The sequence below is a fragment of the Pirellulales bacterium genome (assembly GCA_036490175.1).
Lineage (GTDB): Bacteria > Planctomycetota > Planctomycetia > Pirellulales > JACPPG01 > JACPPG01.
Genome location: DASXEJ010000259.1, coordinates 1 through 25,591 on the forward strand (window position 1 = coordinate 1; position 25,591 = coordinate 25,591).

22 protein-coding genes are annotated in these 25,591 nt (G+C 61.1%); 10 read left to right on the forward strand and 12 right to left on the reverse strand.

Features of this window, described 5'->3' with window-relative positions; all coding sequences use genetic code 11:
- The 3 genes from VGG64_19315 to VGG64_19325 all read right to left on the reverse strand — a co-directional run.
- Window positions 1–372 (reverse strand): ABC transporter ATP-binding protein (locus VGG64_19315; protein HEY1601759.1); only part of this gene is annotated, 372 nt, incomplete at its 3' end.
- A 395-nt stretch (window positions 373–767) separates the two neighbouring features.
- Window positions 768–1,166, reverse strand: a complete 399-nt coding sequence (locus tag VGG64_19320; protein HEY1601760.1) for a hypothetical protein — start codon at window positions 1,164–1,166, stop codon at window positions 768–770.
- Window positions 1,167–1,448: 282 nt separating this feature from the next.
- Complete coding sequence (locus VGG64_19325; protein HEY1601761.1) at window positions 1,449–2,297, reverse strand: hypothetical protein; 849 nt, start codon at window positions 2,295–2,297, stop codon at window positions 1,449–1,451.
- A gap of 268 nt (window positions 2,298–2,565) precedes the next feature.
- Here VGG64_19325 and bcp point away from each other — a divergent pair, with 268 nt between their 5' ends.
- Complete coding sequence (bcp, locus tag VGG64_19330) at window positions 2,566–3,045, forward strand: thioredoxin-dependent thiol peroxidase (protein ID HEY1601762.1); 480 nt, start codon at window positions 2,566–2,568, stop codon at window positions 3,043–3,045.
- Window positions 3,046–3,064: 19 nt separating this feature from the next.
- On the opposite strand, the gene VGG64_19335 is transcribed toward bcp, so the two are convergent.
- The 3 genes from VGG64_19335 to VGG64_19345 all read right to left on the reverse strand — a co-directional run bounded on the left by VGG64_19335 (window position 3,065) and on the right by VGG64_19345 (window position 8,708).
- Window positions 3,065–4,915: a GTPase gene (locus VGG64_19335; GenBank protein HEY1601763.1), complete on the reverse strand. Its 1,851-nt coding sequence runs from the start codon at window positions 4,913–4,915 to the stop codon at window positions 3,065–3,067.
- A 100-nt stretch (window positions 4,916–5,015) separates the two neighbouring features.
- Entirely contained in the window at window positions 5,016–5,909 is an 894-nt protein-coding gene (locus tag VGG64_19340; protein HEY1601764.1) for a bestrophin family ion channel, read from the reverse strand.
- Window positions 5,910–5,960: 51 nt separating this feature from the next.
- Window positions 5,961–8,708, reverse strand: a complete 2,748-nt coding sequence (locus VGG64_19345; GenBank protein HEY1601765.1) for a transporter substrate-binding protein — start codon at window positions 8,706–8,708, stop codon at window positions 5,961–5,963.
- A 330-nt stretch (window positions 8,709–9,038) separates the two neighbouring features.
- Here VGG64_19345 and VGG64_19350 point away from each other — a divergent pair, with 330 nt between their 5' ends.
- On the forward strand, window positions 9,039–10,751 hold the full coding sequence (locus VGG64_19350; GenBank protein ID HEY1601766.1) for a hypothetical protein: 1,713 nt from the start codon (window positions 9,039–9,041) through the stop codon (window positions 10,749–10,751).
- A gap of 22 nt (window positions 10,752–10,773) precedes the next feature.
- Here VGG64_19350 and VGG64_19355 read toward each other — a convergent pair whose 3' ends face one another.
- Window positions 10,774–11,733 (reverse strand): hypothetical protein, encoded by a 960-nt coding sequence (locus VGG64_19355; GenBank protein HEY1601767.1) that lies wholly within the window; start codon window positions 11,731–11,733, stop codon window positions 10,774–10,776.
- 305 nt (window positions 11,734–12,038) lie between these two features.
- Between VGG64_19355 and VGG64_19360 the strand changes: the two genes are divergently transcribed.
- Window positions 12,039–12,389 carry a DMT family protein gene (locus VGG64_19360; protein HEY1601768.1) on the forward strand — a complete coding sequence of 117 codons (351 nt, stop codon included), beginning with the start codon at window positions 12,039–12,041 and terminating at the stop codon, window positions 12,387–12,389.
- A gap of 409 nt (window positions 12,390–12,798) precedes the next feature.
- Here the strand turns inward: VGG64_19360 and VGG64_19365 are convergent, their stop codons facing one another.
- Window positions 12,799–13,713, reverse strand: a complete 915-nt coding sequence (locus tag VGG64_19365) for an endonuclease/exonuclease/phosphatase family protein (protein HEY1601769.1) — start codon at window positions 13,711–13,713, stop codon at window positions 12,799–12,801.
- A 160-nt stretch (window positions 13,714–13,873) separates the two neighbouring features.
- On the opposite strand from VGG64_19365, the gene VGG64_19370 reads away from it, so the two are divergent.
- From VGG64_19370 to VGG64_19385, 4 genes are all read left to right on the forward strand, one after another.
- Window positions 13,874–15,229: an amidase gene (locus VGG64_19370; protein HEY1601770.1), complete on the forward strand. Its 1,356-nt coding sequence runs from the start codon at window positions 13,874–13,876 to the stop codon at window positions 15,227–15,229.
- Between the two features lie 85 nt (window positions 15,230–15,314).
- Window positions 15,315–16,739 carry a neutral/alkaline non-lysosomal ceramidase N-terminal domain-containing protein gene (locus VGG64_19375; protein HEY1601771.1) on the forward strand — a complete coding sequence of 475 codons (1,425 nt, stop codon included), beginning with the start codon at window positions 15,315–15,317 and terminating at the stop codon, window positions 16,737–16,739.
- A 48-nt stretch (window positions 16,740–16,787) separates the two neighbouring features.
- Window positions 16,788–18,758, forward strand: a complete 1,971-nt coding sequence (locus VGG64_19380) for a prolyl oligopeptidase family serine peptidase (GenBank protein HEY1601772.1) — start codon at window positions 16,788–16,790, stop codon at window positions 18,756–18,758.
- 76 nt (window positions 18,759–18,834) lie between these two features.
- The gene (locus VGG64_19385; protein ID HEY1601773.1) at window positions 18,835–19,662 is read left to right on the forward strand and encodes an ABC-2 family transporter protein; all 828 of its coding nucleotides are present in this window, start codon (window positions 18,835–18,837) and stop codon (window positions 19,660–19,662) included.
- Between the two features lie 44 nt (window positions 19,663–19,706).
- On the opposite strand, the gene VGG64_19390 is transcribed toward VGG64_19385, so the two are convergent.
- Window positions 19,707–19,985 (reverse strand): hypothetical protein, encoded by a 279-nt coding sequence (locus tag VGG64_19390; protein ID HEY1601774.1) that lies wholly within the window; start codon window positions 19,983–19,985, stop codon window positions 19,707–19,709.
- A 232-nt stretch (window positions 19,986–20,217) separates the two neighbouring features.
- Here VGG64_19390 and VGG64_19395 point away from each other — a divergent pair, with 232 nt between their 5' ends.
- Together VGG64_19395 and VGG64_19400 are read left to right on the forward strand one after the other, a co-directional pair.
- Complete coding sequence (locus tag VGG64_19395; GenBank protein ID HEY1601775.1) at window positions 20,218–21,084, forward strand: sugar phosphate isomerase/epimerase family protein; 867 nt, start codon at window positions 20,218–20,220, stop codon at window positions 21,082–21,084.
- 301 nt (window positions 21,085–21,385) lie between these two features.
- The gene (locus VGG64_19400) at window positions 21,386–22,363 is read left to right on the forward strand and encodes a UbiA family prenyltransferase (GenBank protein HEY1601776.1); all 978 of its coding nucleotides are present in this window, start codon (window positions 21,386–21,388) and stop codon (window positions 22,361–22,363) included.
- An 82-nt stretch (window positions 22,364–22,445) separates the two neighbouring features.
- Here VGG64_19400 and VGG64_19405 read toward each other — a convergent pair whose 3' ends face one another.
- The gene (locus VGG64_19405; protein HEY1601777.1) at window positions 22,446–22,766 is read right to left on the reverse strand and encodes a hypothetical protein; all 321 of its coding nucleotides are present in this window, start codon (window positions 22,764–22,766) and stop codon (window positions 22,446–22,448) included.
- 323 nt (window positions 22,767–23,089) lie between these two features.
- On the opposite strand from VGG64_19405, the gene VGG64_19410 reads away from it, so the two are divergent.
- Window positions 23,090–24,145, forward strand: coding sequence for a potassium channel protein (locus VGG64_19410; protein HEY1601778.1), 1,056 nt, complete (start codon window positions 23,090–23,092; stop codon window positions 24,143–24,145).
- Here the strand turns inward: VGG64_19410 and VGG64_19415 are convergent.
- Entirely contained in the window at window positions 24,142–24,804 is a 663-nt protein-coding gene (locus VGG64_19415) for a tetratricopeptide repeat protein (GenBank protein HEY1601779.1), read from the reverse strand. The genes VGG64_19410 and VGG64_19415 overlap by 4 nt on opposite strands.
- A 3-nt stretch (window positions 24,805–24,807) precedes the next feature.
- A partial coding sequence (locus VGG64_19420) for a tetratricopeptide repeat protein (GenBank protein ID HEY1601780.1) occupies window positions 24,808–25,591 on the reverse strand: 784 nt, incomplete at its 5' end.

Below are 25,591 nucleotides of genomic sequence, written 5' to 3' on the forward strand. Positions count from 1 at the left end.
AAATCGCGTGCTCAGCTCGTGCAGCTTTTCATAGATCGCTGCCCGCAGTTCGACGACGATCTCTTGTTGCACGAGCCGGGCCGAGGCCACGGCATGCCAGAAATTCAGCGCCATCCGCAGCGCCGCTAAGGCGAGCACAGAGCAACCGAGCGAGAGCACGATTGTCAGCGGCGAACACGTCGTGCCTGGATTCAGCCCGAACGGCCATGCAGGCGGCGTGCTCGTAGCATCGACCTGATGGCGAATGACGTCGATCGCCAGGCCGGTTAATCCCAAGCCCGCCAGCGACATCGCCAGCAAGGCCACCTGCTGCACGAGCAGGAGACAACATCCCCAGCGGTGGCCCCACGCAAGCCGGAGCATGCGCGCCATGAGCGCCACCGTCGACCGTGACGGTTGAGAGCTAGACGTGTGGAATGGTGACAACGCTTACTGGCCGCTCTGATTGAGCCGCTTGTCATCGTCCGGATCCGCCGGTCGACGAGCCCACGGCCCGCGAATCGTGATAGGGTCTGTTCCAATTCGGGCGGCCACTTTAGTGAGATGCCTGCGGCATGTACAGGCTGAAACTTGGGGAAGCTGGACTGCTTGGCGACTCCTCGCGAGCCGCACAAACCATCCAGAATTAGGGAGCTGCACGGACCAAGTCGCCGCGGCGCGCTGAAGAGGCGGAATCTACGGCGAATCCCGATCGAACGAGGCGACTCTGGCACGCAGCGACAGCTTATATACGGGCCGATTATAAACGGCCAGCGTACCCCGGCGCCTTACTTGGGTTTCTTGGCCAGAGCCAGATAGTCGTTCGATCGTTTGATCTCCCACAGCCGACGCTCGTAGTGGTCGATCAAATCGATGAGATAATCGACCGCTTTCTCCTTGGCCTCGTGAAAGGTGTCGGCCGAATCGACCGGTACGCTGGATTGGGGTTTTTGCTTAGAGATATTCAAGTCCGAGTGTTCGACGACAATATAGAACTTGTCGGAGTTCTTGGCGGCTGGCTTCGGACTCTTTGCGGTGCGCAGAGCGACGGGGCCTTTTTTGCTGGCTGCCGGCGCAGGTTTCTTCGCCGCGGTAGCTTTGGGAACGCTTGGCGCATCGCTGGGTTTTGCTTTTGCGGTCTTCGGTACGACACGTTTACCATTGGACCGCGGTGGCTTTCCAGACATGGCAAAGATCCTTTCTCAGCAAAAATCTAACCGGGTGTGGTCTCGTTGCAGCGGAGGTTGCCCTGCACAATGTGCTGAATACGCATCGGTTTGCCCAGCCGTGTCGAGCCCACCGAGGGGCACACCACGCCGGTCGACACCGTGGGCAACGGGACGTGCGAAGCGTATGCACGAGTGTACTCTAAATAGTGCCCAGGCGTAGCGTTTTCCTGGCCCACCCGATGGGACGGACAAGGGGCGAAAAAAGGCCCGTTGCCGGTCGGTCCTTGCGTTGCGTCGAGTCTATTTGGCGTCGGTCTCGTGGCGCAGCTTGTCCAGGGCCGTTGTCAGGCTCAGCGGCAGCTCGATTCCGCCGTCGCCATTCAGGTCGTCCCGGTGCATTCGCACTGTCTCTCGGACGACGAGCGTCTGGTATCCATCGAAGAATTTTTCTTCCTCGCGCTGGCGCTCGGGCGAATCTGCGAGCCGCTGCAGCCGGGCCGAGATGGGAATGGTCGCCGACAGATCCGCGGTCGCTTCGCGGATGGTGCCGGTCTCGTGTGCCATCACGCGGGTCAGACTGCCGCCCAAGGGAAACTCTCCGGCGAATTTGCCAAGGCAGGGCCCGGCAATCTCGTAAGTGCCGTGATCGACATCCTGCCGGACCAGCCGCCAGGACCAGTTGCCGGTCGTGGCGGGCTGTGTCACATGGCAGGCAAACTCTTGCAGGCCCTGGCTAGCGGCCAGAATTTCGGCCGGTGATTCGTGCGGAGTCAAAAAGAACTCGAAGGGGAGCATCCACACGACCAGGCTTGCCCTCCGCGCCAGGGGCGTAGCCACGTCGCCGCGCTTACTGAGCGTGTACGTGCGACGAAGCGGGTCGCCGGCGGGACGCGGCGGCAAGGCCTCGCCAAGATCGCTGCCTAGTCCACCTGTCAGAAATTCCTCGACGTGGTGCTGGTCGCCGGCCGTGCGCACGCCCAGCAAGCCGACAAAATATCCTTCGGCGGCAAGCTTCGAGCTCCCTTCGCGCCAGGCATGGGTCGCAACACGTTTTTCAAAGCGATAGACCGCGCGGTCAGGATCGGCCGCCGCCACAGTTGCGACTCCGCAACATAAAACCATTGCTCCGCAAAATACTTTGCCGATCATGTCATTCTCCCCGCGTCAAGGTAAGGCCGGCTACGACCACGCACGAGTGTACTCCGAACCGTCGTGACTTGTTGTCGTTTCGCGCGGGACTTTCCGCAACAGTCGCGGGCCGTGTCTTGCTTGCAGAACGGACGCCGGGGGGCCTTGCCGGCCGAGAGCCGCACGACAATAACATCAATCAGCGGCAACTTCATCCGGCCGCGAATCACAATCCGCCCCGCTTCCCGCAACGGGGCTGGCAAAATCGAATTGAAAAAGGATTATTCTCATGGGCGACTGGCTGGAAGAAGGGGAATCGGCACCGGATTTCACACTCGCGGCGGATGACGGCAAAAAGGTCAAGCTCAAGGACCTGCGCGGACAGCCGGTTGTCCTCTATTTCTATCCCCGCGACGACACGCCCGGCTGCACGAAAGAGGCCTGCGCCTTTCGAGACCGCAAGAAAGAACTGACCAAGCTGGGCGCGCACGTGCTGGGGGTCAGCAACGATGACGTCGAAAGTCACGGGAAGTTTCGCGACAAGTTCCAGCTGAACTTCCCGCTGTTGGCCGATGTCGACCGCAAGGTGACTGAGAAGTACGGCGCTTGGCGCGAGAAAAATATGTACGGCAAGAAATCGTGGGGCATCCAGCGCTCGACGTACCTGATCGATGCCGAGGGAAAAATCCGCAAGGTGTGGAAGAAGGTCTCGGTCGACGGGCATGATGACGCCGTCATCGCCGAGCTCAAAAAGCTGACGGCCAAGTAGCAGCATTCGGCCGGCAGTTTTACTCGCCTGCCGCGCGGAGCTCGGCCAGCGCCGAGACCGCTTCGCGAAAGGCCGGGCTGTGTTGCAATTCTGCCCCCGCGCGCAAATCCGCCAACAGCCCGCCCAACAGTTCACGATCGAGCCAATCGGCGAGCCACTTGGCCCGCGACTCGGCGTAGCTGGTTTGCAGTCGGCGAAATAGGCGGGCCGCCGTTTGACGCACGCCTTCGCTAGTGGCCGTGACGACAGCTTCCCCCCCAACGGTAATCCCGCCCGCGATGGCTGCCTCGGCCGCCAGATTGCCGGCCGTGTGCCCGGCCAGGTGCAGCGCGGTTTGACCGACCATCTCGCTGCCGACGAACGTGCCGGTCACCAGCAGCACGACCGTGATCGCGGGACGGGCGATGGCGGCCGCGTGATCGAGCGATTGCAAAAACGAAACAGCGCGAGGGTTTTCCGTGCCCCAGCGGTCGAGTTCGCCGCGGAGCGTAGCCCGATAGTCGTCATCGAGAGGTGGAAGTTGCGCGTGCGCGGTCTCGATGCGCTGCAAGAGTGCGGCGCGGGAGCTGCCCGAAAGTAACGCCTCGAGCCGCGGCCTTAGCGTTTCGTTTCCGATGCGGCGCAAGCGCTCTAATTCGTCGAGCAGCTTTTCCACGGCTTCGACGACAGCCTCGCGCTCGCGCGCGCGAAACGTTATCAAAGGATCTGTGGGCGGACCGTTCATGGCTCGCCAGGCGGCGACGACGGGCCAGCCGACGCCCTGCCCGACGGCGCGGTAAATGCCGTGAACGCGGCGTGACCAAGGGCGGCGTTGCGAGTCCCACCAGTCGCGTATCTCGCCGACGAGAATCTGGGGCGGGACGACAGGCCAAGGAACGCGCGCCATTTCGGCGGCTGCCAAGGCCTCGGAGGCCGACGCGTATTCCCGCGCTCGATAGCGGATCCTCTCCAGGTAAGCGGCCGCGCCCTCGTCACGATCCAACAGCCGCGCCAAGGCGCCGCGAAAGGTGCGGAACTTGATCTTCTCGAAATGTAGTGCCGCTAAGTCGTCGCGCAGCGAACTACGCTCCGCGGGCGTTTCTCGGCCGGTGGCACCGACGCTATAGAACGGTAACTTTTGCTCGTTGGCAGCCTGGCGATCATAGGGGGCAACATACACCAATTCGGGCGTGGCGCCGGTTTCGTTGGCGAACGTTGCCAGCCAAAGTGGCCAATACTCGCGATCGGCCTGCAGGTCGCATTGATTGAACAGCACAACGATGGGCTTATCGGCTTCGACTGCCTTGCGAAAGAATTGCTTGACCGCGGCATCGTTGTATTTTTGCTGAGTGAGAACCGCGATCAGAACATCCGAAGCCTGGCGAATGATGTCGGCTCGTTGCCAGTTCACGGGGGCGTCGGAATCGATGTCGGGCGTATCCAGCAGCAGCAGCCGTGGCGGCACCGCGGCGCCGTTGCGCCAATACAGCCGGTGGACCGGAGAATCTTCGAGCGGATCGGTCGGCGCGTGCCAGCGATGCAGCTCAAAACCCGTGAACAGACGTTCGAGTGTTTCCTGTCCCCCAAAACCCGTAGGCACCAAACAGACCGGATGTTTCGTGCCAGCTGCCAACGGGCTGACGGCGCTGGCTGTTTCGCCGGCTAGATGGTTGAAGATGGCCGATTTGCCTATGTTCGTCCCGCCGACGATCGCCACGACAAGCATCGGCGGTGTGGCCGCTTGCGGCACCAACTTGTGTACCAAAAGCTCGTACCACTCGGCTCCGGCGGGCGATGGCACGCCCAACTCGCTGGCCGTGGGCTGCAACTCGACTAGCGCGTGGTCCAGCCTGCGAATTTGCGAGGCCCAAGCGTGAAAGTCGACGGCCATGCGATGTGAGCAAACGAACCGGGAAGCAGCCCCGCTAATATATCATCGATCGGCAGACCGTTTGCGCGACGCTATGCCATCGGCGCGCGGACAAATGACCTTAGCTGGCTACGTTGTATGGCTCGGCCGATGTGCACAACGTCACGGTGTCGCGGGCAATCGTGGCACAGATCTGCTCCAGCGGCAGGCAATTGGGATCGGTGCCAAACGGTCGCTCGATTTCGACGCCTGCCTCCTCGATGCCGAACATGCCGAACGAGACCACAGCCACGACCAGCGGTGCGGCATACCCCATGCGGCCGACCAGCACGAAGGGGAGCGAGCCGAGATAGATGAACAGCAATTGGCGAATGAGCGATGCATAGACAAACGGCAGCGGCGTCTTTTGAATCCTTTCGCAGCCGCCTTGAGCGTCGACCATGTTATTGAGAACCTGCTCCATGGCCAAAGCCTGATAGCTGTCGATCTGGCCATCGGCACGTCGCGAGTGGATCCAGCCGCTAATGGCGGCGGCCAGCACCGTGGGCGGATTGGGGGCCGCCGCAGCCCGCCGCGCCAGCCGTCCCGGCACCAGGTTCGAGATTGCTTTGATATCGAGCGAACCGCGCAAGTTCTCACGGACCGACGTCGCATAGGCGGTGATCAATCCCGCCAGATCGTCGGCCGGGGGCGCGTAGCTGGCGGCCAGCCGGGCCAGATTACGCGAGCCATTCACCAGGGCCCCCCACATCGCGCGCCCGTCCCAATAACGATTGTTCGACGAATTGGTGCGAAACACGATGAGCATGCTCATCGCCACGCCCAACACGGTATGACCCAATTGATCGAGCGAAGGGAGTGGGTAGCCGTACTTTTTCAAAACGTAATCGTCCAACACGCACAACAACAGACAAAAAGCCGTGAGCATGCCGACCCGGCCCAGGACGTTTGGCAACACGGTGCCATAGAACGCACACGTCGTGCCTAACCAGTTCTTGGATTTGTATTCGATCATAAGTCTTTCCGCGGGACGCGAACGCTTCGCTACCGTTGCGGCGGGCAGGAGTTACTTGCGAGGTGCGTCGGGCCGCCACTGTCCTCCCCATCTCTTGTACAAGTCGCGTTGAAATTTCAACCATTCGTCGCGCGAGCGCGATGCGGGAAACGGTTCGGGTGGAATCGCCTTCGGAGATGTCCAGACGATATCGAATTGCATTTGATCGTTCACCTGCCCAATCATGGCGCGTCGTTTGCTGTGGCGGTTCACGGCATCAATGGCCAGTTTCCCCTCTGGTGCGTCCATGCTCTGATTGACGATCTCGCGGCGAATGTCGGCAACATCGTCGGATTCGCTTTCGTACACGGCGTCGGCCCACAAATACAAGCTGGCGTAGGCCGTGGCCATAGGATCGGTGGCGACGCGCGAGGGACCGTATCGCGCGCGGAGCCGTTCGAGAAAATCGAAATTATTCTGGGTTTCCAGCGTCTCGAAGTAGCTCCATGCCGCATAGTCGCCGGCCACGTCGTTTTCATCGCCGGCAATGCTCTGCAATTCTTCTTCGGTAACGCGGAACGAGATCGTCGGTATTTCGTCGGCGAGGATTCCCGCCTGCCGCAGGCAATTGAATAGGCCCACATTACCGATGCCGCTGACGGTGTTCATCACCACGTCGGCTTGCGAGTCGATGACTGATTGCGCGACGGCGGAAAAGTCGATACTGCCGTGGGGACGGAAGCTTTCGCCAACGACCTCGCCGCCCAGCAAGTTCAACTCGTCGCGGATGATTTCATGGACGGTGCGCGAGTAGATGCCATCCACGCCGACCAGGAAAAACTTTCGTTTGCCGAGATAGGCGAATGCGTACTTGACCGCCGGCATGATTTGTTGATTGGGCGCCCCGCCCATGTAAATCACATACGGAGATTCTTCGATGCCCTCGTAGGCGGTCGGGAATACCAAGAGATGTTCGTGGCGGCGGCAGACCTCTTCGACCAATTTACGGCAAGGAGAACGCCAGCACCCAAATAGCGTGACCACCTCCTCGTTAGTGATCAGATCCTCGGCTTGTTCGGCGAATACGCGCTCGCTGGACTTTCCATCGCGAACCACCGCTTCGATCATCCGCCCGCCCAACAGGCCACCTTGCTCGTTGATTTCTTGGACGGCCATGATGAAGGCATCGACGATCGGTCGTTCGCTGGCGGCCATGGCGCCCGATAATGAGTGTAGGATGCCGATCTTGATCGTCGGCAAATCGGGGTTGGCAGCGACTGCGCTCTCGGCGGTCTCTTCGGATGAGCCGTCAGAAGTCATGTTCGCCGACGGGTTCGCATCCTCTTGTGACCCATCGTCCGCGGGGGGCGGAGACTTCTCTGCTGGCTTCGTGGTCCCGGCCCCTGGCTTGGCGTCGCTCTGTGGTGGCGCGACGGTCGCTAGAGTGGCCGACAAAGCTCTTTCTTGGGCATCGTTGGCGGCGCGATCCTTCAAGCGGCGGTACTCGCCCCACCCGCCCAGCAGTGCCGCCGCCAATATCGCTAGCGCACCGATCCAGACGCCCCATCCGAGACGCTGGCGAATGCGATGCGGAGACATTGCCGAGATGGTCGTCGCCGCCGGCATGACCAGTCCCGCCGTGGTGAGGCCCTCCTCGATGCGGCGAATCTCCTGCACGACCTGCTGGGCGTTGGCCGGCCGGGCCGCGACTGTTTTCTCGAGCAGGCGATCGACCAGCGTAGCCACCGGTGCCGGCAACCCTGGCAATGCCTCGGCCAGTGGTTGCGGTCGTTCGTCAACCACAGCCTTGAGCGTCTGAATATAGTTGCCGCGCTCGAACGGAGACTTTCCCGCGAGCATGGCGTACAGCAGGCAGCCGAGCGAGAACAAGTCCGAGCGTTCGTCAACAGGCAACCCGCACGCCTGCTCGGGCGACATATAGCAGGGCGTGCCGACGATGTTCCCGCCGATGGTCAGATGCTCGTGTACGGCAATCGATCGGGCGACGCCGAAGTCGAGCAGTTTTACTCGCTGCGCAGAGTCGTCGCTACGTTTCGATTCCAGCCACACATTGGCCGGCTTGATGTCGCGATGCACGAGCTGCTTTTCATGCGCCACGGCCAGCCCCTCGGCGACTTCGCGGGCAATGCGCAGGGCCTCGACCAATGGCAGCCAGCGGTGGGTCTTCAGCCGTGCTTCCAACGACTCGCCGCATAGCAACTGCATAACGATGAACAAGCAGCCATCGTGCTCGCCGACTTGATGGACGGTGACGATGCGGCCGCTGGTGAGCGACGCGGCGAGCTGGGCCTCTTGCAAGAATCGCTTACGCTGCGACGTGTCGATTTCGCCGGCACGTAAAACCTTGATCGCGACCCGTCGTCGCAGGCTGATATCTTCAGCTTCGAAAACGACGCCCATCCCGCCTTCGCCCAACACGCGCAGAATGCGGTAGCCACCGAGGCGCCCCAACTCGTCGGGCCCCTGCGGCGGAGCAAGCGCCATTTGTGCAGCGACCGAAGGCGAACCGTTGGTCTGCGCGGCGGGCATGGCCGGCGTGATCGCGGGCAGTACGGTCCCCGTACCGATGGCGGAATTTTGAGCGGGATTGTGCGCGCCAGTCAGGGTATCGTCGCTGGCCTGTATGGCTTTGAGCGACCCCACGGAGAAACCCGCGGCGCGAATTGAATCACGACAGCGCTGACATTCGGTAACGTGCAGCACCAAGCGCGACACCTCGGCCGGCGGCAGTTCGCCGGCCAGCAGCAGCGTGAGCTGTTCGTCGTTGGGGCAGGTGCAAGTCTGGCTGTTTACCGACACGGTGGCCTCTCTCCTGTTGCGGTCCGTTCGCGGCGACCCCAATCGCTCGTCGTGCAGGCGGCCGAAAACACGCGGGGCGCGCCAGAAATATAGGTTGCCAAGGTCCTGCGGACTGCCCTTCGGGCGGCTCGGCCCGGCAACGGACGATCGATCCCGCCGTCCGTAGTGGTAGAAGCCAAATAGTTGGCACGATCCGCCCTCCGGTGGCCACTTGGGGGCCGGCCGGCCTGAGGCCGTTCGGCCCACCTGATCTTGCCTTTGGCAGGCGAAAGGAACTATTCTCTGGTGGATTTTTGCCGTTTTACGCCGGTCCTAGCAAAGGATTCTGCCATGAACCGGGCCGCGATTGCTACCGTTTCCGAGCGCGTTGACCCAACTATTGCTCGAGCGCTGGATGAGCGAATGCCCGCGCACCCCCTCTTCGACGTGCCGGTGCTCTCGCCAGACGACGTCTGGCAATCGCTCCTGCATGCGTTGACCTGGGCACTGCTGGGATTGGGCGTCGTGCTGCGGATGGGTCGTTATCTGCTCAACTTCCCGTTCTGGGGAGATGAGTTGATGCTGGTGCAGAATTATCTGGATCGGGACTATGCCGATCTGGTCAAGCCGCTGACACTCGAGCAAGTGGCGCCGCTCGGCTTTCTAGCCATCGAGTTGACGGCGATCAAGCTGTTGGGCTTCTCGGAATGGTCGCTGCGATTGTTCGCCATGCTGTCGAGCGTTGCCAGCTTGTTTCTGTTTCGCGATTTGGCGGCGCGAGTGCTGGGCAAGGTGCCGATGGTATTGGCCGTCGGCGTTTTTGCCGTCAGTTATTATCCGGTTCGTCACGCGGCGGAGTGCAAACCATACGGCTCGGATCTGGCCGCTTCGCTATTGTTGGTGTGGCTGGCCGTCGGCTGGTGGCAAAATCCCTCTAACCGCCGATGGCTATGGGGCCTGGTTGTGGCCGCGCCCCTGTGCATCGCGGTGGCTAACCCGGCCGTCTTCGTTGCCGGGGGCGTGAGTCTGGCAATGGCGTGGCCTGTCTGGCAATCGCGAGATCGTCGCGCATGGTTCGCCTTCGCCGCCTACAACGTGCTGATGGCCGGCACGTTTATCGTGCTACTGCGGCTGGTGACATCGGCCCAATATGTCACTACCCAAAAGTTCATGCTGGAATATTGGGCCGGCGGATTCCCTCCGTGGCAGCCGCTGGCGCTGGTGTCTTGGCTGTTGTCGATTCACGCCGGCGAGATGATGGCCTATCCAGTGGGCGATGACCGCTTCGGCAGCACACTGAGCTTGATCTGTTTCGTGGCCGGTGCCGTGGTCCTGGCTCGACGCAAGGACCGCACCCTGGCCGTCATGGTGCTGGCCCCGTTAGGGCTTGCGTTTGTGGCTGCGGCGCTGCGCCGTTATCCGTACGGCGGCGCCCGCTTGTCGCAATACTACGGTTCCTTGGCCTGCTTGACTGTTGGGCTGGGCGCCGCCTGGCTGATCGGCCTGATCGCGCGCGCCGAGGCGCGGCGCCGCGCGCTCGCGATCGTGGTAGGTGTGTTTCTGGTGATCGGCGCCGTGATGTTGGCCAAGGACATGGCGCAACCCTACAAGCGGCTCGTAGATTTCGAGCACCGTGGGTTTGCCCGCTGGTTCTGGAAGGAAAATGCCGCTGAGGGGGAAGTGGTGTGCGTTCAAACCGACCTAGGCAAGAATTTCTATACCGAGCGGACGAGCGAAGATTACGCCTGCTATCAGCGCACCTACTCAGCGCTTCATCGCAGGGGATCGCGGGGCGTCGATCTGGCGGGTTTGCCGGTCGATCGGCCAGTGCGGTGCGTGATGTTCGCCCTGGAAGGAGAGCGACGCGACGAAAACGCCTTCGCATCCTGGCTGGCCGACATGCAAGCGAGCTACGATCTAGTCGGCGAACAATCGTACCGCGTTCAGCTCAACGGGCCGCGCGAGCCTGGCCGATTTGGCCGATACATGGTGTACGAATTTCGCGCCAAGCCCGATGCTACGGAAACCGCGGGGCGAACTCCGGCTCCCGCGGCGCAGCGTTGAAGCAGCGTGAAGTAGTGGGCCGTCATTGGACGCCGGCCGGCACCTTCTGGCTGTCCTCGGTCTTGACGCGCTTTGCATCCGCATCGCGCTTCGCCTTGGGGCGCAGATCCCAGGCCACCAGCCAACGCTCGTTGTCGCGGTGCATGCCGACGTCGGCGATCAGGCGGCGCTCCATGTCGGGCATGTGGCCGGCACCGTAGAAGATGCCAATGCGCTTTTTGCCGGCGGCGATTTGCTCGTCCAGCACTTTCAGCGCGACCTTATTGCGCTCGGTGATCAGGGTCGATCCGCCGGGACCTTCAAAGGCGCTCATGGCCCCTTCCAGATCCTCGAACTGCTCGGCCATCACGCGCTTCAGACTCAGCGCGCGATTTTTGTCGAACAGCGCCATGAACATATCGGCGTCCGATCGTTTCCCTGGATTTTTGTTCTGCTGGGCGATTTGCTGGCCCATCATGCGGAACACCATCGTCCAGATGCTTTCGCCTCGATCGGCCATCGATTTCGAAAATGCATCCGGAGACATATCGGCATGGACAAAATTATCTTTGTCGTAGTCGACGTTGTGTAGCTGGTGCTCCAGCTCAAGCATGTCTTTCATGCCGTTTTGCAGAAGCGCCACTGGATGCCCGCTACCTTTGCCACCCCCTTTGGGTATACGCGTTCCTTCGGGAGCGACGAGTTCGTAGAGCAATACGTCGTAATTCTCGAACTCTTTGTTCAGCGCTTCGTAATACGATTTCTCGCCGATATGTACGGCGCCAATGAGATCGACCGTGAGATCGGCTTTGTCCGCGGCATCCGACTTGTAACGAACGATGGCCGTCTCCATTGCCAACGGTTCATCCTTATCGTCGCGGGCCAGTCGCAGAAAGGCCGTCTTGGTCGCGGTGGCCGGTTCTTTCGAAGCGGCGGACGCCGTGAGAACTCGCATTGCCGCGAGACAAACAACGAGGGCCGATAGGCATAAGCGACGGCTCATAAACCAATTCTCCGGTAAACCCGCAGCGTTCGCGCAAAGTCACGAAGAAATTATAGCCCGCCGGTCTCGCGAAACAACAATGGACGTTCTTTCCCCGACGAATCGCGGGTCGGCCGCGCTGGTCCACTCCACGAATCGCTCGCCGCCAGTACGATCCGACAGGAGCTGCGCCACGATCTCGCCTCCCAAAAACAACTGCCAACGGTGTAGTTTAGGGGGCGGTCCGGGTGGTTGTGCCTGCGGATTCCTCGGCGGCAGTCCCCGGCGCGTCATCACCCGATTTGTCTAGATCTTAAGGAGCGATCGTGGCCACCGTCATTCTGCTCATTTGCTCGAACGCCTTCATGACCGTCGCCTGGTACGGACACCTGCGATTCAAGTCGACGCAACTAATCGTCGTGATCCTGGCGAGCTGGCTAATCGCGCTCCCAGAATACGCGCTGCAAGTGCCGGCCAACCGCATCGGGCATGCTCAGTTCAGCGCGCCACAATTGAAGATCATCCAAGAGGTCATCTCGATCTGCGTGTTTCTGGTCTTCAGCTTTTTCTACTTGAACGAGGTGCCGCGCTGGAACGACTGGGCAGCCTTTGCGCTGATTGTCGGCGCCGTGGTCGTGATGCTCTATCCACGAATGATCGCCATGGCTGCTGCGTAACGTTCGCCTGCGGGTGCCGTGTCATCAGCGTTGGAACCGCTGGGGACAACCGATGGGCGTGTCGTACCCCTTCATGCGACAGCTTAATTAAATTAAATAATTGTCACCGGCCCTGTACGGCTAATCCTGACAACACGCTGCGCCGCTACACTTTTGGGGGGCACGCCGCACCCAGCTCACTTTTTTGTAATGGCGTGGCGGAAATCGCTCCAAACTCTTGCACTGATCTCAATCGCGTGCATACTTACAAGTACTGCTGAGAGCTTGCTCTCGGCAGTCTGGCCTCCGCAGGTTCCTGCCCCACCTGCGGGGGCTTCTTTTTTGCGCTGCGCTTCAAGATTTGGCGCGGCGGCGAACGATGCGCAATACGTTGCACGCGTTTCGCGACCGGCCTGCCCCAGCAGATCGTCTATGGCTTCTGCCAGGCCAGCGTCGCGACGACCGGAAAATGATCGCTGGGGTATTGACCCTGTAGGGCGAAAGTTACCACCTCGGTCGATAGCGCGAGGACCGGTCCCCGCATCAAAATCCAATCGATTCTGGCGCCCCCTGCCCGGGGGCCTGCGTAGTTGTGAAACGTACCGATCGCGTCGCCATGCTTTTTTGCGGCGAGCCAGCTGTCGGTGAATTTGCCCGCGCCGATCAAGGTGTCGTAGGCAGGGTTGTCACCGGCAGCTGCGTTGAAATCGCCGACCAGGATGATCGGCAACTTCGTTAGCAGCTGGTCGACGCGTTTGACGACCAGCTCGGCGCTCTTCTCGCGCGCCGGCTGCACCTGATGATCGAAGTGCGTGTTGAGAAAGTAGAATTCCTGGTTCGCGCCGCGATCGCGAAACCGCACCCAGGTGACCATCCGTCGGTTCGTATTTCCCCAACTCGTCGAACCGACGCGGTCGGGCGTGTCGGAAAGCCAGAAGTGGTCGAATTCCAGCGGCTCCAGTCGCTCGCGGCGATAGAACACGGACATGAACTCACCGCGGCTGCCCCCGTCGCGCCCCAAGCCGATCCAGGCATACTCGGGCAAGTCGGCCTCGATGTCCTTGATTTGCCGATACAGCCCCTCTTGCGTGCCGATTACGTCGGGCCGAACCTGGTTGATCGTCGCCTTCACGACCGGTCTTCGCGCCGGCCAGGCATTGGGCGGCTTGTCGCTCGCATAGCGCAGATTGAAGGTCATGACTTTGATCTCGCCTGGCTCGTCGGCGGTGGCGGTGGCGGCGCCGGCCCATGCCCAGCCGAGACCGATCATCGTCAGTACTGCGGTCCGCAGTCGGCGCGAGGCGCGATAAGTCCGTTGCCAAGTGTTAAGGTTTCCGGCGCGCATGCGATTTCCCTCACGGCGAATACGAACGATACTTGACCTGGGCATCTTATCATTGGCAACGCGCGAGATACACACGCCCTGTTGGCAACGGCTACCGAAATCGTATTACAATGGCCGGCGGCGGTGCTCTGGATTCGGTCCTCCTTGACGGGTTGTGCAGATGACAGTTCCTGAACTTCCGACGATTCACGCAGCGAGCGAGCAATTGCGCGCCGGCCGGCTCACGTCTTTGGAGCTGGTGGAAACGTGCTTAGCGACCATCGACCGCTTCGAGCCGCGTATCCGCGCTTGGGTCACGGTCGACGCCGAAGGAGCCCGCGCCCAAGCACAGCAGCTGGACGAAGAGTTGCGCGCCGGCCGTCGCCGCGGACCTCTGCACGGCATACCCATCGGCATCAAGGATATTATCAACGTGGCAGGCTGGCCGACACTGGCAGGTTCGCGATTGCGCGCGGGGAATGTTGCTTCGCAGGATGCGGCCGTCGTGGCACGGCTGCGCGCCGCGGGCGCGGTCATTCTGGGCAAGACAGTCACGACCGAGTTTGCCAGCTTCGATCCACCTCCGACGCACAACCCGTGGAATCTTGCGCGGACACCGGCCGGTTCGAGCAGTGGCTCGGCGGCGGCTGTGGCGATGGGGATGTGCGTTGCCGCCATGGGTTCCCAAACCGGTGGCTCGATCACGCGCCCGGCGGCGTATTGCGGCGTTGCCGGTTGCAAGCCGAGCTACGGGCGCGTCAGCCTCAACGGCATCGTGCCGCTGGCCTTTCAGCTCGATCATCCGGGGCCGCTGGCGCAAGACGTGGCTGACCTGGCGATCATGTTGACGGCGATCGCGGGTTTCGACGCCAGCGATCCTTGCTGCGTCGACATTCCGCTGGCTGATTATACGACCGAACCGGCCCGCGAGTCGCCGCCGCGATTGGGGCTGCTGACCGGATTCTTTGCCGAGGCGGCTTCGGCCGACGTCCAGCACGAAATTGCCAACGCTGTGAACACGTTGCGCAGCGCAGGCGCCGTGATCGACGAAGTACTGCCGCCGGCCAGCTTTGCCGATGTGATTGTCAATCACCGCCGCATCATGGCGGTGGAGGCGGCCACATACCATCGCGGAAACTTTCCGGCGCGGCGGGCAGAATACGGACCGCAAGTGGGTTCACTTTTGGACGAGGGGCGTGCTGCGACGGCGATCGATTATGCCGCGGCGCTGGCGCACCGCGTCCATTTCACGCGCGATATGGAAGCATTGGTGATGCAATACGACGCGCTGCTGACGCCGGCTGCCACGACCACGGCCCCGGGACCGGAAACCACCGGCGACCCACGCTTCAATGCGCCGTGGAGTTATGTAGGACTTCCCACGGTCTGTTTTCCGTGCGGCCTGGCCGCCGACGGATTGCCGGTGGGCCTGCAGTTCATCGGCCGCCGCTGGGGCGAAGGCCCCTTGTTGTCGACCTCGCAATGGTGCGAGCAAGAAATTGGCTTTCAGGGCCGGCCCCCGCTGCTCGCCGAATAGCCGTCGGTCGATTAGGATGGCTGACCGATTCTCGCCGCATCAACGAACCTCGCTGGTCCCGCACCTGATGAGAGACGATTCGCCCATGCATTCGATCCTGGCCCGAACTTTATCCGTCGCGTTGACCTTGTTCTGTCTGACAGAGGTGCGCGTGGCTGACGCTGCCATGCCATTGAAGGTCGGATTCGCGACTACTGACATTACTCCTGATGTGAAGGGGGCGAAGCCGGTATGGATCGCGGGCTACGGCCAGAACCGCCGCGCGACCGGCGTACACGATCCACTCTTTGCCCGCGCGGCCGTATTCAACGACGGCCACAAGAAAATCGCCCTGGTGGCTGTCGACGTGGTGGGCGTTCAATATCCGACGACTGGGGAAATTCGGCAGCAGTTGGACGGGTTCGACTATGTCCTCGTGGCCAGCACTCACAATCACGAAGGGCCCGATGTGTTGGGCTTATGGGGGCCGAATCCTTTTAAGTCGGGTGTTGATCCCGACTACCTGAAGCTGCTGGTCACGCGCGTCGTCGAGGCCGTGCGTAAGGCCGACGCGGCTGCCCAGCCGGTCACAGGCGAATATGGCACGGCGAAGGACGACAGCCTGTTGCGCGACAGTCGCGAGCCGCACGCGCCGGATGGTGTGCTACGCGCACTGAAACTGATGGGCGCCGGCGGCAAGCCGGCCGGACTGCTCGTGCAATGGACTTGTCACCCCGAGGCGCTAGGAAGCGAGAACACTCAGATCACGGCTGATTTTATTTGGCAAACGGTAAAGCGTCTGGAGGCTAAATACGGTTGCCCGGTCGTCTATTTCAGCGGCGCGGTGGGGGGGCTGATGACGACGCCTTCGAATCGTTATCGCGAGTCGCGCGGGATTCCGGATGCAAGCTTCGCCTATGCCGAGGCCTACGGCAACGAAGTGGCCGACCTGGCGATCAAGGCCATCGACGCGGCCAAGCCGCTGGAACTCGCGCCGCTGGCATTCGCGGCCAAGCCGATCAGTGTCCCGCTGGAGAACCCGCTTTATCGCGTAGCACAAATGGCGGGCGTCATCACGCGTGAGGGGCGCGAGTGGACAGGCGATTTCGAGATCTTGGGAGGCCCCGTCAACGGAGAATCCAAGGACACCGTCGCGGGAGTCAGCGAAGTTGCTTATTTGCGTTTCGGCCAATTGCACATTGCCGGCATTCCAGGCGAAATCTATCCCGAATTGGTCTACGGTACGTTTCAGGAACCGGCCGACCCCAATGCAGATTTTCCCGACGCACCTTTGGAAACGCCCGTTATGAAGCTGTTGCCGGGCGACAAGACGATGCTTATTGGGCTGGCCAATGACGAGCTGGGCTATATCATTCCCAAGCGCCAATGGGACCACGCCAAGCCGTTTGCCTATGGCCGCAAGAAAAGCCAATACGGCGAAGAGAACAGTTGCGGGCCGCAAATGGCCGGCGTGCTGTTGGGGGCACTCGAGCATCGCATCGCAGAGCTGAACGCCGCGGCAGGCAAATAGCCACGGACCCACCGGCCAACATAAACCGCAGATCGGAGATCGGCGACGATGAGAATGACCACGCGTAATACGACGACGCTGGCAAGACTAGGCCTTCTGTTATGCTTTGCGGCGCTTGCAACCAGTCCACTGACCGCGACCGAGCCAGAGGATCCGAATCGACCGGGCGCCATTGCCACGTCGGACGTGCCCGTGGTGCCGCCCGAGTTGATAAGTCGGTTGACCCAGTATCAGAACATGCGGAGCGCCGTGTTCCTGGGCTGGTCCTACGAGCAGGGCGCAACTAGTGGCATTCTCATCGGCACCCGATTCGGCAATTCCGTACAGTTACACCGCGTCTACACGCCTGGGGGACGGCGCGAACAAATTACGTTCTTCGACGAACCTTCGACGGGCCGATTCATTCCCCAGGCAAGCGACGGCGCCATGCTCCTCTTGATGAGTAAAGGGGGCAATGAGAACGATCAGGTTTATCTGCTGGATCGTGCCAACTATCGCACGGCGCTGCTGACAGACGGTAAGTCGCGCAACATGCTGGGACCTGTCGAGCATCAAGGCTCGCGCATGATCGTAAACAGCAATCAACGCAATGGCCGCGACACCGACATATATATTGCCGACACGCGCCGCGCGGACAGCATGCAAGTGCTGTATCAAACCGACGGGCAATATTGGGTGGCCACCGATTGGTCTCTCGACGGTGGCCGGCTGTTGATGAACCGCTACGTATCGATCAACGAGTCCTATCCGGCATTGTTCGATGTCGCCAAGAAGGAGCTGAAGGCGCTGCCGCTACCCGTCGAAGGCAAGGTTTCCTTTGGCACGCTGGCCTTCGCCAAAGATGGTCGCTCGGCTTACGTTACTTGCGACGCCCAGGGAGAGTTCTTACAACTGGCGCGGCTTGACCTCGAATCGCTCAAGTACGAATGGTTGACCGAAGATATTCCCTGGGATGTGGCCGACGTGATTGTCGATCCCACCACGGGGGCCGTGGCCTTTACGATCAACGAAGACGGCGCGAGCAAGCTGTTCCTGTTAGAAGGCAAAACCAAGCGCGAGCTCAAGCTGCCGCTGGGCATTGTTAGCGGCGTCGAATTCTCGCCCAACGGTCAGGAGATCGGCCTGTCGCTCGCCCGCCCCGACGCTCCTGCTGACGCGTATTCCTTAAAACTGTCCGACGGCACGCTGACGCGCTGGACCTACAGTGAGGTCGGCGGGCTCAATCCGGCATCGTTCGTAGCGCCGGAGCGGATTCAGTTCTCGACATTCGATGGGCGGCAGATTCCGGCCTATTTTTACAAGCCGCGGACGGCCGCGGCCGATAAGCGGGCGGCGGTCCTGATCAATATTCACGGCGGACCCGAAGGGCAGTATCGTCCGCTGTTCTCGGGAGTCACGCAATACGAAGTCAACGAAATGGGGCTCGCGGTTATTTATCCGAACGTGCGCGGATCGGCCGGCTACGGCAAGACCTATTTGCAGCTCGATAACGCTGAACGTCGCGAGGACAGTGTCCGCGACATCGGCGCGCTGTTGGAATGGATCAAAGGTCGGCCCGAGCTGGATGCTTCGCGCGTGGCCGTGACCGGCGGTTCATACGGCGGCTACATGGTGCTCGCCTCGTTGGTAAATTTTCCGGATCGCATCAAGGCCGGCATCGATATCGTCGGTATCTCGAACTTCATCACTTTCCTGGAGCGCACCAGTCCGTACCGCCAGGACCTGCGTCGCGCTGAGTATGGTGACGAGCGGAAGCCGGAGATGCGGGCCGTATTCGACCACATCAACCCGGCCAATCGTGTGGACAAAATTCGCTCGGCCCTGTTGGTTGCCCACGGAATGAACGACCCCAGGGTGCCCTTTAGCGAAGCGCAACAAATCGCCGACAAAGTGCGGGCCGCCGGCCGTGCCGTGTGGACCGTGTATGCCGACAACGAGGGGCACGGCTTTGCCAAGAAAGACAATCGCGATTACCTGACCGCGGTGGAAGTGCTGTTTCTCGACAAGAACCTCAAGTAACGTCCCCAATAACCCGGCCGAGATTCCTTTGCATGTTGCGGTCAACCGTCCGGTCGTGAGTGGCAATTCCCATCGTATGTCCGATCATCCTTCTTACTTGCGCGTCTTCGCGACGTTCGCCCGCAACAGCCTGGTGCGGGACATGACGTTCCGCGTGAATTTCATCATCGATTGCGTGGCGTCGCTGTCCTGGGTGTCGATTCAACTGGCGTTTTATCTGTTGATCTTCGAGTTTGCTCCGTCGATAGGTCTGGACGGGGGTTGGGGAAAGAACGAATTCTTGGTGTTCCTGGCTACCACGCTGTTCGCCAATAGCCTTGTCGGCGCATTCTTCATGCCCAACCTGAGCGAATTCAGCGAGCTGATTCGCACGGGCAATCTCGACTTTGCCCTGCTCAAGCCGATCGACACCCAGTTTCTGATTTCCTTCTCGCGGATCGAGTGGTCGACGCTGTCGAATTTTATCTTTGCGCTGGTGTTGATGGTGGTGGCATTGCTGCGATTCGACGTGCCGCCGCATCCGGTGCAGTTTCTGCTTTACCCGGTGTATCTGCTGTGCGGCGTGGGGATGCTGTATAGCTTGATGATCGCGCTGTCGAGTCTGAGTGTGTGGCTGGGGCGCAATCAGAATCTGTATGATTTCTGGTTCTACATCACGAACTTCTCGCGCTATCCGATGGAAATATACGAAGGGACGGTTGGCACTCCATTGCGGCAGGTCTTCACGTTCTTGATTCCCATCCTGGTCGTGGTGAATGTGCCGGCGCGGATCTTGGCTCAGCCGCTATCCGCGCAGAACTGGCCGCTGGCTGCTTTTGCTCTGCTGGTTACCGTGGCCAGCCTGGTGGGCTCGCGGTGGCTGTTTCTGTGGGCCTTGAAGAGCTATCGCAGCGCGAGCAGCTGAGTCGTGCGGTGATTGCCTGCGCAGGTGTACCGCGCCTCACGGCATTATCTCGAAAAAACCACGGCCAGCAGCATCAGCGCGATCATCAGCACCACGGCGCCGACAAACCATCGTCCGCTCGAGGCGCGCGTCGAGCGCGGTTTCGGTGTGATGTAGTCTCCGCACGTGGGACATCGCTCGCTGTCTTCATAAACTCCGGCGCCGCAGTTCGGGCATTCGTACAAATCGTTATCGTCACTGTCTGGGCCGTCGGCCTCAACGTCATCACGGTCGTCGTCATCCGGCTCGGGATCTTCCCAATCTTCCAGGGGGCGTTGCGTCATCGTGAAGCTCCGTGGACGCTCTGGTCTGTACGGGGGGCGAGCGCCGCCAGGCCTTGGATTTTACGGTGTTTTCCCGGATCGATCGTCGGCGAGGTGCGCAGTCCGTAGTCGGTTATGACCTCTAACGCGAGGTATTACCTTAGGCTAAGATATGTTAGCGGCGAACGAGGGCCACTTGGCATTATCTCGCCCCAGCTCATTCCCGCCCTGCTTCACCCCGCCACGATCCAGCATGCAACTCGCCTTTAGCTCTAACGCTTATACACAATTTCCGATCGAAGAAGCGATCGCGCGGATTGCCGACGCGGGCTATACCGGCATGGAGCTGTTGGCCGATGTGCCGCATGCCTGGCCGGTGGGGCTATTGCCCGGGCGACGTCAGGCCATTCGCGAATGTTTGGCCGCGCACAATCTGTCGGTGTCGAACGTCAACGGCTTCATGATGAATGCCGTGGCCGATCCCCGTCAGCCGTATTGGCATCCGTCCTGGATCGAGCCGGATCCACACTACCGCGCCATTCGCCGAGAGCACACCAAACGCGCATTGGTACTGGCCAAGGAAATGGGGGCCAAAAATCTACAGACCGAGCCGGGGGGGCCGCTGGCTCCCGGTCAAACCTGGCAGGACGCCGCTGACATCTTCTACGAAGAATTGATGCCCTGCGTCGAGTTGGCCGAGCAGTTGGAAGTTGGGCTGTTGATCGAGCCCGAGCCCGATCTGATGATCGAGAGATTTGGCCAGTTCCTGGAATTCATCGAACGTTTGGATTCTCCCTGGGTGGGCTTGAACTTCGATATTGGCCACGCGTTCTGCGTGGGCGAAGATCCGCAGGATTGGGTGGCCAAGATGGCCCCCTACGCGCGCCATTACCATTTCGAGGATATCGCCAGCACGCGCGTCCACCGGCATCTCATTCCCGGCCGCGGCGCGATCGACTTTCCGGCCACGGTGCGGGCGATTCACGCCACTGGCTACGACGGTTGGATCACGGTCGAGTTGTATCCCTACATTAATCAACCCGACGAAGCGGCCCGCGAGGCTTACAGCTATATGACGCGCGTGCTGGCCGATGCCGGAATCGAGCTACATCGGTCCTAGTACGACAAACGACCGCGTCCGGCGGTCTTCCTTCTTTTCCATTTGTGTCATTCGTCTTATTCGTGATTTCAGGTCTTTTCCTACTTGATCTCGGGGCCTTGGTCTCACTATAGAGATCAGGTGAACCACGAATTACACGAATAGGGACGAGAGTCGGGACAAGCGATTGGGCATGAACGTCCAGGCGTGCAGTTGCGGCGGCGTTGGTTCACGACTTGCGTCTCCAATCACGGCAATCTGCGCTTTCTGTAAACATCCTATCGTGGGTGAGCTGACCGCGTGGCGAGGCCGTCGCTTTTACATGACTGAAGAACCGGATCCCATTCTGTTGGAATCGGACGAACCGCCCACGGCTGGCGTGCGCGCCTGGCTGGAATTGTTTCGGCTGCCGAATGTGTTCACGGCGATGGCCGATATCTTTCTGGGCTTTTTATTGGTCCATGAAACGTTGCAGCCGTGGTGGACGTTTTTGCTGTTGTTGGCCGCGTCGAGCCTGCTGTATATGGCCGGCATGGTGCTGAATGACGTGTTCGACGTCGTGATCGACCGCGAGGAACGTCCCGCGCGGCCGATTCCTTCGGGTCGCGTGTCTCTCCGGCTGGCGCTGCACACCGGCGGCGTGCTGCTGGGAGCGGGCGTGGCGTTGGGTTGGGCCGCCAGTGCCTTTACGGGCGACCCGCGCAGCGGTCTGGTTGCAACCGCTTTGGCCGGGGCCGTGGTGGCTTATGATCGCATTCTCAAGCGGACGCCGGTGGCGCCGCTAGTGATGGGAAGTTGCCGATCGTTGAATATCCTGCTGGGGGCCAGCGCCGCGGCCAGTTCCTGGCATGCGATCCACTGGCTCGTGGCGGCGAGCATCGGGCTGTACATCACCGGCGTCACCTGGTTCGCCCGCACCGAAGCGCGCGAGAGTCGCCGCGGCGTTCTGGCGGCCGCCACCGTTGTCATGGGCGCAGGTTTGGCGCTGTTGGCCTGGTTTCCTTCGTGGGCCGACGCGGCCTTGGCGGTGGGAGACACGCCGCAATACGCACTCGACTTGGGAGCGCGGTGGTATGTGCTGTGGCTGCTGCTGGCACTGTTGATTCTGCGCCGTCCCGCGGCAGCCGTCATCGATCCTGCACCGGCCCGGGTGCAGATGGCGGTGAAGGAGTGCATCCTGTCGCTGATCATGCTCGACGCCGTGGCCTGCTTCGCCGTGCGCGGCGTGTTCTGGGCCGCGATGATCCTGCTGTTGCTGATACCGACGATGTTTCTCGGTCGGTGGATTTATTCGACGTAAACGCTCTCCGCGCATTCTCGTTAGCGCGGCGGAGTGGCTTCTTGCCACGAGCCGCAAACGGCCTATCGAAATCCTAGCGTCGCTACTGCGCGAGCGAATACGTCCCGTGCCCCGCGCGGCGGAGTTTGCCTTCGTCGGCCAGGGCTTCCCATACCGCTTTCGGGTACTGGTTGGGGGGCGTGATCCCTGCGATCGCCGAATGTCCGCCCGCGCTCATCGGGCTGCGGCCGATGCGCGATGCATCGTCGAGCTGCGTGAGCTTGAGCCGTTTCTTGAAGGCTTTGAAGGCCGCTTTGAGAACATCTGGCGTCGGAGGGGCTGCGGCGGCGGGCGCGCTGGCCGCGGTGGCAGGCGGCGGGGGGACGCTGGCCTCGCCAGGCGGATTATCGGGAACGTCGGTCATGATGCCCTTGCTGATGGTCTGGAAGATCGCCCGAGGGGCACTCGATGGGGTGACCCTGGGCTATCCGAATTCTGTTTCATACTACTGCTTGCCGCTCAGGCCGCCAGTACCATCCGAAATCCGTAACTCGGTGCGACATATGCTTAGGAAATGAGCATTTGGCTTGCGCCGGGAAAAGGCGGCTCGGCGCCGGACCGTCGAACTTGTTGTTGAGGTTCGACTTGTATCTTTCGGTTCCAGCCCCAGCGCCATGCGGCGCGAGATTTGCTTCGCTTGGACCCGCTCCGCATTGTGCCCTCGGGCGTCCTCCACCCCGCTTTGCCATGAATAGCTCCTGGCGCCGCATCATCATTGGAGGAGTCTTTTTCGGCCTGACCTGCATCGGTGCCGTTACCGGCTACATGCTGGCCGGCTGGCAGATGCTGGACGCCATCTACATGGTTGTCATCACCGTGTTTGGCGTGGGATACGGCGAGACCAAGCCGCTCGATAATCCGTCGCTCAAGATCTTTACCATGGGCGTGATCATTGCCGGCTGCTCGTCCGGCATCTACGTGGTAGGCGGCTTTGTGCAGATGCTGGCCGAAGGAGAGATCAACCGCGTTTTGGGAACCCGACGTATGTCAAAAGGCATCGAACAACTTACAGATCACACGCTCATTTGCGGCTACGGACGGGTAGGACAGTTACTGGCCCGGGATCTGGCCGCCGCGAACCTGCCCTTCGTGGTGCTCGACAGCAACGAAGGGCGTGTGCTGCAGGCCCAAGCGGCTGGTTATCTGGCCCTGTTGGGCAGCGCGTCGGAAGAGGGGACCCTCGAAATGGCCGGTATCGCCCGGGCGCGTGTCATGGCCGCCGTCCTCTCAGACGATACGGCTAACGTGTTCGTCACACTGACCGCCCGCGACTTGAACCCCACGATTCAGATCATTGCCCGGGCAGAGTCGCCGTCGACCGAGAAGAAGCTGATGCGCTCGGGGGCCAATCGCGTGATACTGCCAACGTTGATCGGTGCCACCAAAATCGCGCACATGATCATCCGCCCATCGGCCGAGGACATGTTGCACGGGAATACGGGCAATTCGCAGCTCAACGAAGAGCTGCGTCAGATCGGCCTGGAGCTGACCGAGATCGAACTCAAGGAAAACTCACCGTTGATCGGTCAGAAGATCGGCAATGTCGAAGTCAGCGGGCAGGGTGGGTTTGTCGTGGTGGCCGTGAAAAAGCCGAACGGAACAATCATCCGCAAACCGGAACCCGACGTTATGTTGGGGCCCGGCGACACATTCGTGATTCTCGGCCATCAAGAGGCCTTGCCCGATCTGGCCCGCCGCGCGAAGCCCCGCGCAGCGATGACTTACCGCGGCGCCTCGGTTTAGCCGATATCGTCGGGCAGCAGTCCGCGCCGCGTAGCGCGGGTCGCTAGGGGGTACTGGGTGTGACAGGCGGAGTCGGCGGCTCGCCAGGTGCGTTTGGGAGTTTTTGCGGCTGCGGCGCCGCGACTACGGATTGGCGATAGTTGTTCGCCCACGCTTCCAATTGCGCGGCTTCGGAGAGCCGTCCGCGCGCGGCCCATGTTAATAGCCACCTGCGCCGTGGCGAGCGCATCCGTTGGGCGATTGGCGCGGGCGTACGCGCCTGCCAGATTTGCATTAGTGTCGAACGAGGGCGCCAGTCGCCGGAGCTGCTCGAAGTATTCGATCGAGGCTTCAACTTGGCCAGTGCGCATCAGTAACATGGCCAGACTGTGAAGCGCCGCTGGATAGTTAGCGTGCTGGTGCAGCGCCGTTTCGTAATGCCGACGAGCTTCCGTGTCGTCGCCGGCCGCTTCCAGCAATGTCCCCAGGCCGTAGTGCGCTCGGGGGAATTCTGGGAATAGTTGCAAGGTTAGTTCATATTCTTCCTTGGCGCGATTCGTCTGGCCGTCGTGTTGCAGCAGACGTGCCAGCCCGTAGTGCGCGGCTGCGACATCGGGACGCACGCGGATCGCTTCCTCGTAATGCTGCTGCGATTCCTGTAGTCGGCCGGCGGACTGCAGCGACTAGGCGAGCTTGAAATGGTTCACAAAATGATTGGGTTGCAGCTCGACGGCCCGAAAATAGTGCGCGACCGCTTCGTCTTTTCGACCGGCCGCCTCGAGCGCTGTGGCAAGATTAAGTTGAATGATCGGGCTATTGGGTTGATTCTCTGCCGCGTCACTCCATAGCGCAAGCTTGTCGGTATACACCGACAAACGCCGCAGATCGATCAAGCTGTAGGCGCCAGCCAATGCCAATGCCGCGGCCAGCGTCAGCGCGAACGGTATTTTGGACTCAACCACGGTGCCGTCAGATGCCGAGGCGGCACGACGCAGCAGTGCGTAGCAGCCGACAACTGTCGCAGGCATGAGGGCCGCCAACACAACGTACATTCGCCGTTCGGCGGCAATCTCGGCGGTAAGGGGAATCAGCAGCGTCGGCGACAACACTGCGAAGATCCACGTGCCGACAAATCCCCAGGCCGAACCCCGGTACACACCATAGACAATCAGGGCAATCAGCAACGAAGTAAGAGCAATCCAGGGCCATGCTGCCGCAATGGAATCGAAGTAGGGGATGTCGTAGTGGATAACCAGCGGCCACGGCCATACGGTCAGCTTCAGATACAAGAAAAGCACTTTGGTCTGTGTGCACCACCATTGCAGGCCACTCACACCCAGTCCAAAACCTGCGACCGGTGTACGCGGCCCATGGAGATTGAATGCAGCGAGCGGCAACCAGGTGAGCGCCAAAGCTACGTACAACGGCCATGAGCTGCCAAGCGCGCGACGGAATGAACCCGCTAAG

Excerpts from the sequence above, each read along its gene's own strand:
- VGG64_19320 (HEY1601760.1), bottom strand. The coding sequence starts at position 1,166 with ATGTCTGGAAAGCCACCGCGGTCCAATGGTAAACGTGTCGTACCGAAG.
- VGG64_19325 (HEY1601761.1), bottom strand. The coding sequence starts at position 2,297 with ATGATCGGCAAAGTATTTTGCGGAGCAATGGTTTTATGTTGCGGAGTC.
- bcp (HEY1601762.1), top strand. The coding sequence starts at position 2,566 with ATGGGCGACTGGCTGGAAGAAGGGGAATCGGCACCGGATTTCACACTC.
- VGG64_19335 (HEY1601763.1), bottom strand. The coding sequence starts at position 4,915 with ATGGCCGTCGACTTTCACGCTTGGGCCTCGCAAATTCGCAGGCTGGAC.
- VGG64_19340 (HEY1601764.1), bottom strand. The coding sequence starts at position 5,909 with ATGATCGAATACAAATCCAAGAACTGGTTAGGCACGACGTGTGCGTTC.
- VGG64_19350 (HEY1601766.1), top strand. The coding sequence starts at position 9,039 with ATGAACCGGGCCGCGATTGCTACCGTTTCCGAGCGCGTTGACCCAACT.
- VGG64_19355 (HEY1601767.1), bottom strand. The coding sequence starts at position 11,733 with ATGAGCCGTCGCTTATGCCTATCGGCCCTCGTTGTTTGTCTCGCGGCA.
- VGG64_19365 (HEY1601769.1), bottom strand. The coding sequence starts at position 13,713 with ATGCGCGCCGGAAACCTTAACACTTGGCAACGGACTTATCGCGCCTCG.
- VGG64_19370 (HEY1601770.1), top strand. The coding sequence starts at position 13,874 with ATGACAGTTCCTGAACTTCCGACGATTCACGCAGCGAGCGAGCAATTG.
- VGG64_19375 (HEY1601771.1), top strand. The coding sequence starts at position 15,315 with ATGCATTCGATCCTGGCCCGAACTTTATCCGTCGCGTTGACCTTGTTC.
- VGG64_19380 (HEY1601772.1), top strand. The coding sequence starts at position 16,788 with ATGAGAATGACCACGCGTAATACGACGACGCTGGCAAGACTAGGCCTT.
- VGG64_19385 (HEY1601773.1), top strand. The coding sequence starts at position 18,835 with ATGTCCGATCATCCTTCTTACTTGCGCGTCTTCGCGACGTTCGCCCGC.
- VGG64_19390 (HEY1601774.1), bottom strand. The coding sequence starts at position 19,985 with ATGACGCAACGCCCCCTGGAAGATTGGGAAGATCCCGAGCCGGATGAC.
- VGG64_19395 (HEY1601775.1), top strand. The coding sequence starts at position 20,218 with ATGCAACTCGCCTTTAGCTCTAACGCTTATACACAATTTCCGATCGAA.
- VGG64_19400 (HEY1601776.1), top strand. The coding sequence starts at position 21,386 with ATGACTGAAGAACCGGATCCCATTCTGTTGGAATCGGACGAACCGCCC.
- VGG64_19405 (HEY1601777.1), bottom strand. The coding sequence starts at position 22,766 with ATGACCGACGTTCCCGATAATCCGCCTGGCGAGGCCAGCGTCCCCCCG.
- VGG64_19410 (HEY1601778.1), top strand. The coding sequence starts at position 23,090 with ATGAATAGCTCCTGGCGCCGCATCATCATTGGAGGAGTCTTTTTCGGC.